Origin of the sequence: Porphyromonas sp. COT-290 OH3588, assembly GCF_000769075.1 — a bacterium.
In the GTDB taxonomy this organism is placed as follows: domain Bacteria; phylum Bacteroidota; class Bacteroidia; order Bacteroidales; family Porphyromonadaceae; genus Porphyromonas.
The window spans coordinates 20013-28116 of sequence record NZ_JRFC01000040.1; the positions used below are offsets into that span (position 1 = coordinate 20013).

Sequence of the window (8104 nt, forward strand, 5' to 3'; positions counted from 1 at the left end):
TCATGCTCACTCTTTAGTCGTCTTCTCGAAGTATGAGACTTGGTCGGTATACCGTATTTAATTTATATACATACTCCTCTTTGGAGCATCACTCTCGGGTGTGGGTCTTACCGGTATTGGCTGTATGGCTTAGCGGCAAGTGATGTCTTACACTATTTGTCAGCTGTTTTTGAGCCAAGGTGTTTAGATTGAATACAAAAACAGAAAAATCTCTAGGACTTTTGGATAAAAGTACTATATTTGCAGTCCGAAAGTCAAGGTTGTTTATTCATTTATAATCAAGTAAGATATAGTAATTATGACAAAGGCTGAAGTTGTAAGCGAAATCGCTAAGAGCACAGGCGTAGACAAAGAAACTGCCCTAGTGGTGGTGGAGTCTTTTATGGAGTCGGTTAAGGACTCTCTCGTAAGAGGTGAGAATGTGTACCTCCGTGGTTTTGGGAGCTTCATCATCAAGGAGCGTGCCGAGAAGACTGCACGCAATATCTCCAAGAAGGAAACCATCATCATTCCTAAGAGAAGAATCCCAGCATTCAAGCCATCGAAGCTCTTCTCTGTTAAGGTGAAGTAGTTAGCATTAGGTTAAATCACAGAAGTTAAATTCAAATAATAAACGACATGCCAAGCGGAAAGAAAAGAAAGCGCCATAAGATGGCCACGCACAAGCGTAAGAAAAGACTGAAAAAGAACAGACATAAGAAGAAGAAGTAATACGTAGGCTTCTCTCTCGAGGGGATAAAGGTGAGTGGAGCTTGTCTTTATCCCCTCGTGTACTAATTGTAAACTCATACATCATACACAAAGTGACTAGTGATCTAATAGTTGATGTTTCGGCCAAGCAAATCTCCATGGCTGTATTGGAGGATCAGAAGTTGGTCGAGCTACAACGAGAACGTCGCGACTTGGCTTTCGCTGTCGGGGATATATATCTCGGCAAAGTGAAGAAAGTAATGCCGGGGCTTAATGCTGCTTTTGTAGATGTAGGGTACAAAAAAGATGCTTTCCTGCACTATCTCGATCTAGGGCCTACTTTTGGCTCTCAGCAACGTCTGCTAGATATTGTAGCCTCTGGCAAACCAATACCATCAGCCACCAAAATACCTATCTCTGCCGAGCTCCCCAAGGAGGGCAAGATAGCCGATTACATCAAGCAAGGGCAGCTTGTCTTGGTACAGGTAGTCAAGGAGCCTATCTCTACCAAGGGACCACGTCTGTCTGCCGAATTGTCGTTAGCCGGGCGCAACATGGTATTGGTGCCATTCTCCGACAAAGTTTCAGTAAGTAGCAAGATCCAGTCTATCGAGGAGCGTACACGCCTAAAGCAGCTGATGCTGAGCATTAAGCCCAAAAACTTCAGTGTGATCGTGCGTACCTCGGCAGAGGGCAAGAAGGCTAGTGAGCTAGACCAAGAGTTGCGCCGACTGGTACGTCGCTGGGAAGAGAGCATACAGAAGCTCCCTAAGATTAAGGCACCACGTATAGTCTACGAGGAGGCGAGCCGTGCACTAGGGTTGCTCAGGGATACGTTCAACCCCTCTTTCCAGAGTATCCACGTCAATGATGCCGATTTCTACGAAGATATCAAGGAGTATGTGGCCTCTATAGCTCCCGGACGAGAGGAGATCGTACAGCGCTACACAGGTAAACTGCCTATTTTTGATGAGAAGGGTGTTACCAAACAGATCAAATCTCTGTTTGGGCGTACCGTTACCTACAAGAAAGGGGCTTATCTAGTTATAGAGCAGACTGAGGCGATGCACGTCATAGACGTCAATAGTGGCAATAGATCACGCAAGAGCGCCGAGCAGGAAGAAACAGCCGTAGATGTCAATATGTCTGCGGCCGAAGAGCTGGCCCGCCAACTAAGGTTAAGGGATTTAGGTGGCATTATCGTGGTAGACTTCATCGATATGCATGACCCCAAGAATAGAGAGCTACTCTACAAACACATGGTCAAGCTGATGGAGGGCGATAGAGCCAGACATAATATATTACCCTTGAGTAAATTTGGACTGATGCAGATCACCCGCCAGAGGGTGCGGCCTGCCATGCAGATCACGACCGAGGAAACCTGCCCCAGCTGTATGGGAACAGGCAAGATGAAGTCTTCGGTACTGCTTACAGATCAGATCGAGGAGAAGCTCAAGGAGCTGGTACAGCAGCAAAGTGTATCCTACATCAATGTACACGTACATCCGTACGTTGCGGCCTATCTCAATAAAGGACTGCTATTCTCCATTGCACGTCAGTGGAAGCTCAAAATTGCCAAGGGTATTCGTGTTACCCCGAACCAGAGTTTAGCATTCCTTGATTATAAATTCCTCGACAAAGAAGGGAATGAGATAGAGCTACTAGAAGAAGACAACTAAATGAAATCGGTAGCCTCAAAGCAATATCGCAGAGGCTACCGATTTTGTTTTTTATGATAGACGAAACTAGATGATCACCTATCCCTCCAAGTTGGTCGAGCGAGCCGTAGAGCAGCTCTCCAGCCTCCCGGGTATTGGACGCAAGAGCGCCTTGCGTTTAGCACTGCACCTACTCTCCCGATCGGGCAGCGAGGTGCACCTCTTCGCAGATGCCCTTACGGAGATGTGTGATCACATCATATATTGCAGACGCTGCCACAACATCAGCGATACTGAGCTGTGTAGCATCTGTTCCAATCCTGCTAGAGATACTTCTCTGCTCTGTGTGGTGCAGCACGTGGGTGATGTTATGGCGATTGAGAATACTGCTCAGTATCGAGGTCTGTACCATGTGTTGGGTGGTGTTATTTCGCCTATCGACGGGATAGGACCAGATGATCTGACCATCGAAGCTTTAGTCGAGCGAGTTCGAGAGGGTGAGGTCAAGGAGGTTATTTTAGCTCTTGGCACAACCATGGAAGGCGATACAACCAACTTCTTTATTCATAGGAGTCTCTCGGGGTTAGGGGTTAAGCTAAGCATTATCTCGCGCGGTGTAGCTATTGGCGACGAAATTGAATATGCTGACGAGGTTACTCTGGGCCGTTCGATCCTTGGGCGCACAGACTTTGAGCAGTCTATCAGGCTATAATTAACGATAGATGAGTAGGCAATTACTACATTCCGATAGATTGTTTCTCAGAGGGATAGAGCTTGACAAAGACAAAGATTTGCTCTACCTTTGGGAGAACGATGCCCGCTCGTGGGCGTCCTCTGGGGCGCTCAATCCTATATCAACTCAGTTTATAGACCAATATATTATTCAATCTACAACGTCAATCCTTGAGCAGTCGGGACTTAGTCTAATGATGGTTGCTACTGATAGTCTTGCCCCAGTAGGGTATGTACAACTACAAGACTACGAGCCAATCAGTAAGCGTATAGGCATTGGTCTGTATGTCGCTCTCGAGTACCGCCGGAGGAGATATGCCTCCGATGCTCTAGAGCTAGTGCACGAGTATGCGTGTCGCCGCCTAGGCTGCCGCATGGCGTATGCGTCTATTTTGGAGAATAACCTAGCCTGTCTTCGGCTCTTCGAGAGCCTCGGCTATCGCCACGTTGGTACCCTAGAGGGCTGGCAATGGTCCGATGGTCACTATTACGATCTCAAATACTACCAACTATGGCTATAGTGGAAAAACGAATACAGCAGCTACGTGCTGCTCTCAATCGCTACAACTATGAGTACTACGTACTCTCCACTCCGACCATATCCGACCAAGAGTTTGATATGCTACTCAAAGAGCTCGAGGCTCTAGAGGCACAGTACCCCGAACTTATTACTCCCGATTCACCCACACAGAGAGTTGGTTCGGATCGTACCGAGGCGTTTACCCAAGTTGAACATCGCTATCCGATGCTCTCTCTCGGCAATACATATAGCTACGACGAGGTCAGGGAGTTTTATAAGAGAGTAAGTAGAGATCTGGGGCACCATTTCGATGTCGCAGCTGAGCTCAAATACGATGGACTGTCTATATCGTTGATCTACGAAGACGGTATGCTTGTGCGAGCCGTTACTAGAGGAGATGGGCGTGTCGGGGACGATGTAACGGCCAATGTGCGCACCATTCGCTCTATACCGCTACGCTTGCAGGGCGAAGATGTACCGAGTAGCCTTGAGGTAAGGGGAGAGGTTTTGCTTCCGTTTGCAGAGTTTGATAGACTAAACGAGCTGCGTATTCAATCGGGTGAATCCCCCTTCGCCAATCCTCGCAATGCAGCCAGCGGTACACTCAAGCTCCTTGACCCACGTGTGGTCGCAGAGCGTAGACTCGATGCCTATTTCTATTATGTCCCAGCACACCCCGAGTTACCAGATAGCCACTATGAACGCCTCAATTGCTGCAAGCGATGGGGATTCAAGGTATCTCAGGCGACGAATCTATGCCATAGCCTAGAGGATATACTCGCTTTCTTGGATCATTGGTCTGTGGCTCGTACAGACGAACCAGTAGCTACAGACGGAGTAGTGCTCAAGGTCGACTCTATCCTAGCACAAGAGGAGCTAGGATATACGGCCAAGAGCCCACGCTGGGCAATTGCTTATAAATTCTCAGCCGAGCGTGTACAGACAACACTAGAATCGGTAGATTACCAAGTGGGGCGCACAGGGGCAATAACGCCAGTAGCTAACCTTAGTCCCGTGCAGATCTCTGGGACGACAGTACGCAGAGCTTCGCTACACAACGCCGACTTTATTCGCTCTCTTGACCTACATCTAGGCGATCTCGTTTCGGTAGAGAAGGGAGGCGAGATCATACCCAAGATAGTAGCTGTTGATGCTGAGCTTAGGCATCCTATGGCTCAGCCTATAGATTTCCCTACACTCTGCCCTGCCTGCTCGGCTACGTTGGAGCGTGTCGAGGGGGAAGCCGCTTATTTTTGTCCGAACCGTACGCTTTGCCCTCCTCAGCAAATGGGGCGCATTGAGCATTACTGCGGACGTAAGGCTGCCGATATTCGCATTGGCCCAGAGACGATAGATTTATTCTTTGAGCAGGGGCTGATCTGCAACGTAGCTGATCTCTACCGACTTACAGTGGAGCAGATAGAGGCGTTGCCCGGATTTCAGCGTAAGAGTGCCGAGAAGCTCTTCGGGAGTATTGCAGACTCCAAGTCACGCCCCTATGCAGCCTTACTTTTTGGCCTAGGTATTCGATATGTTGGCGAGACCGTTGCGAGAACTTTGGTTAAGCACTTCCGCTCAATCGACGAGCTGGCTAGCCAGACGCATGAGAGCCTCTGTGCAACGCCTGAGATTGGTCCCGTGATCGCTCAGAGCATCGTAGATTATTTTGCCTCCGAAGAAAATAGACGTTTGATAAAGGATTTACAAGATCTGGGTCTACGATTTGAGAGAACACAGAGCGAAGAGGTGGTGAGTGCCTCGGTTGCCTCTCCAATTACGGGCAAAGTATTTGTCATCAGCGGAACGTTTGCTCAGTATACAAGGGACGAATATAAAGCCTTAGTAGAGCGTTTGGGCGGAAGAATGAATTCGTCCATCTCATCAAAGACCGATTATGTGTTGGCGGGCGACAAGATGGGCCCTGCCAAGCTGGCGAAAGCAACCCAACTGGGCGTTAGTATTCTGACCGAAGATCAGTTCCTCGAGTTAATCTCCGAGGTGGATTGGTAGGCACAACATATAAAACATCAAAGACTTATCTCAAAAGAATTAATATTCAAAAACTATGGATTTGATTTTTACCTGTATTCTCATCTTCCTAGCCGTACTGGCAATCATCGACTTGGTAGTGGGGGTGAGTAACGATGCTGTGAACTTCCTCAATTCGGCTATCGGTGCCAAGGCCGCACCATTCAAGGTCGTTTTGGGAGTGGCGGCTGTCGGGGTATTTCTCGGCGCCTCGCTCAGTAACGGCATGATGGATATAGCCCGTAACGGCATCTATCACCCTGAGTACTTTACCTTCGAGGAGGTAATGATCATCTGCTTGACTGCTATGGTTACAGATGTGATACTGCTCAATATCTTCAATTCGCTTGGGCTACCTACATCGACCACTGTGTCTATGATCTTCAATCTGCTCGGCGGAGCCTTCTGCATGTCGATGCTCAAGATCGGCCAAGATCCGTCGCTACAGCTGACAGAGCTGATCAATACGTCCAAGGCTCTGCAGGTGATCATCGCCATTTTCATGTCGGTGGCCGTAGCGTTCTTCTTCGGCACAGTGGTGCAGTACTTCACACGTCTGATATTTACCTTCAACTATAAGAAGAACTTGCCCTACTTCGCTGGCATATTCGGAGGTATTGCCATCACCTCGATTATCTACTTCATGCTGATTAAGGGGCTCAAGGATGCAGCCTTCATGACGGCAGATGCCAAGGCTTGGGTCAGTGAGAATACACTGATGCTTCTGGGGATCATCTTCGCCGCTTCGGCACTGATCATGCAGGTTCTTCATTGGATTGGCCTGAACATCTTCAAGATCATTATTCTTGCTGGTACGCTTGCTCTCTCTCTGGCTTTTGCGGGCAATGACCTTGTAAACTTCATCGGTATTCCTTTGGCGGGGCTCTCTGCCTACACCGACTACATGGCCAATGGCAATGGGGCCTACGATACATATCTCATGGGAGCAAACAATCTCCCAGCCTCTACTCCTGTCTACTACCTACTTGGCTCGGGACTGGTGATGGTGCTTGCACTCGTGTTTTCCAAGTCGGCTCAGAACGTGATCAAGACATCGGTCAATCTATCTCGACAAGATGATGCCGAGGAGAGTTTCGGTACGTCCAAAATCTCTCGTGGTCTGGTGCGTGCTAGTAGTAGTACCGCTCAGTTGGTGCACAACATACTACCACCTGCAGCAACCCGTTGGATCAACAGCCGCTTCAACAAGAGCGAGATTATTCTAGAGCAGGGGGCGGCTTTCGACCTCGTTCGTGCCTCTGTCAATCTTGTATTGGCGGGTCTGCTCATTGCTGTGGGTACATCGCTCAAGCTACCTCTGTCTACCACCTATGTAACGTTTATGGTCGCTATGGGTACGTCGCTTGCAGACCGTGCTTGGGGTAGAGAGAGTGCTGTGGGTAGACTTACGGGTGTGATGGGCGTTATCGGTGGTTGGTTCGTAACGGCTGCGGCTGCCTTTACCATTGCAGCGATCGTATCTCTCACAATGTTCTATGGTGGCTTTGTTGCTATGATCGCTTTGATTGCTCTAGCGGTGTTCCTCCTCTTTAGTAGCCGTTTATTCAAGAAGAAGAGTGAGGCTAGCGATGAGCTATTCGTAGAGATCCTTAACTCGGAGAATGAAGCCCAAACTTGGGAACTTCTTTCTAAGCACGTTCGCCTAAACCAGATTGCACATTTGGACAACGTGACCACAGACTATCAGAACCTTACCAATGGCTTCCTCAACGAGGACCTCAAGATGCTAGGCAAAGTGCAGTACCGCACAGAGGAGAATAAACGCAGGTTTAAGAGTATGCGCCGAAAGGAAACGATCGGTTTGCGCAGACTCAAGAATGACGCCGTCCTAGAGAAGAATATGTGGTTCCATCTTGGGGCTAATGCCTGCCTACAGATGAGCTATGCCATTGAGCGCTCGGCAGAGGTGTGTCACGAGCACGTGAGCAACAACTTCAACCCAATGCCTGCACAGTATCGTGAAGAATTCCTACCCGTGCGTGATGAAGTGATCGATTACATCGGTCAAGTGCATCTCCTGATCTCGAGTGAAAAGATGGAAGATGCCAAGAAAGCTAAAGCAATGGGTAAGGAGCTTAGAAATAAAGTCAAGGAGATGCGTAAAACGCAAATGAAACGTACGCATAAGAGTGATAAGGAAAATCTGAAAGTTTCGCTTGTGTATATGAACATTCTCCAAGAAACGAATGAGATCCTCAATAACCTACGCCACTTAGTTAGCTATAGCCAACAGCTACTAGAGAGCAAGGACGAACTATAAGCTCATACATAGCACTAAGATTGATAGAGCCCCGGCCGCAAGTCATAGTCTGCGGCCGGGGTTCTATTTGTGTTTATATTCGGCGGTGTACACTATCGAGACCGTTGCACGGCATTTTGCCTCTTTTCGGTTAGAAACGTTGTATATATCTCTGATTATTACTATCTTTAATATGTAATTAACTGTATCGACATG

General features: G+C 48.2%; 6 protein-coding genes. All 6 read left to right on the plus strand.

What is annotated here, in order from left to right; translation table 11 throughout:
- The first annotated feature begins 298 nt into the window (after positions 1 to 298).
- The 6 genes from HQ48_RS08175 (at position 299) to HQ48_RS08200 (ending at position 7909) form a co-directional block, all read left to right on the plus strand.
- The gene (locus tag HQ48_RS08175) at positions 299 to 571 is read left to right on the plus strand and encodes an HU family DNA-binding protein (RefSeq protein ID WP_044188682.1); all 273 of its coding nucleotides are present in this window, start codon (positions 299 to 301) and stop codon (positions 569 to 571) included.
- A gap of 232 nt (positions 572 to 803) precedes the next feature.
- Positions 804 to 2369 (plus strand): Rne/Rng family ribonuclease, encoded by a 1566-nt coding sequence (locus HQ48_RS08180; RefSeq protein ID WP_044233055.1) that lies wholly within the window; start codon positions 804 to 806, stop codon positions 2367 to 2369.
- Between the two features lie 70 nt (positions 2370 to 2439).
- On the plus strand, positions 2440 to 3060 hold the full coding sequence (gene recR, locus HQ48_RS08185; RefSeq protein ID WP_044233056.1) for a recombination mediator RecR: 621 nt from the start codon (positions 2440 to 2442) through the stop codon (positions 3058 to 3060).
- A gap of 10 nt (positions 3061 to 3070) precedes the next feature.
- Entirely contained in the window at positions 3071 to 3601 is a 531-nt protein-coding gene (locus HQ48_RS08190; protein WP_044233057.1) for a GNAT family N-acetyltransferase, read from the plus strand.
- Positions 3592 to 5610, plus strand: a complete 2019-nt coding sequence (ligA, locus tag HQ48_RS08195; RefSeq protein WP_044233058.1) for an NAD-dependent DNA ligase LigA — start codon at positions 3592 to 3594, stop codon at positions 5608 to 5610. The genes HQ48_RS08190 and ligA overlap by 10 nt, the downstream gene beginning before the upstream one ends.
- Positions 5611 to 5665: 55 nt before the next feature.
- Entirely contained in the window at positions 5666 to 7909 is a 2244-nt protein-coding gene (locus HQ48_RS08200; RefSeq protein ID WP_044188696.1) for an inorganic phosphate transporter, read from the plus strand.
- Positions 7910 to 8104 lie beyond the last annotated feature (195 nt).

Coding starts and splice junctions, on each gene's coding strand:
- HQ48_RS08175 (WP_044188682.1), top strand. CDS start 299: ATGACAAAGGCTGAAGTTGTAAGCGAAATCGCTAAGAGCACAGGCGTA.
- recR (WP_044233056.1), top strand. CDS start 2,440: ATGATCACCTATCCCTCCAAGTTGGTCGAGCGAGCCGTAGAGCAGCTC.
- HQ48_RS08190 (WP_044233057.1), top strand. CDS start 3,071: ATGAGTAGGCAATTACTACATTCCGATAGATTGTTTCTCAGAGGGATA.
- ligA (WP_044233058.1), top strand. CDS start 3,592: ATGGCTATAGTGGAAAAACGAATACAGCAGCTACGTGCTGCTCTCAAT.
- HQ48_RS08200 (WP_044188696.1), top strand. CDS start 5,666: ATGGATTTGATTTTTACCTGTATTCTCATCTTCCTAGCCGTACTGGCA.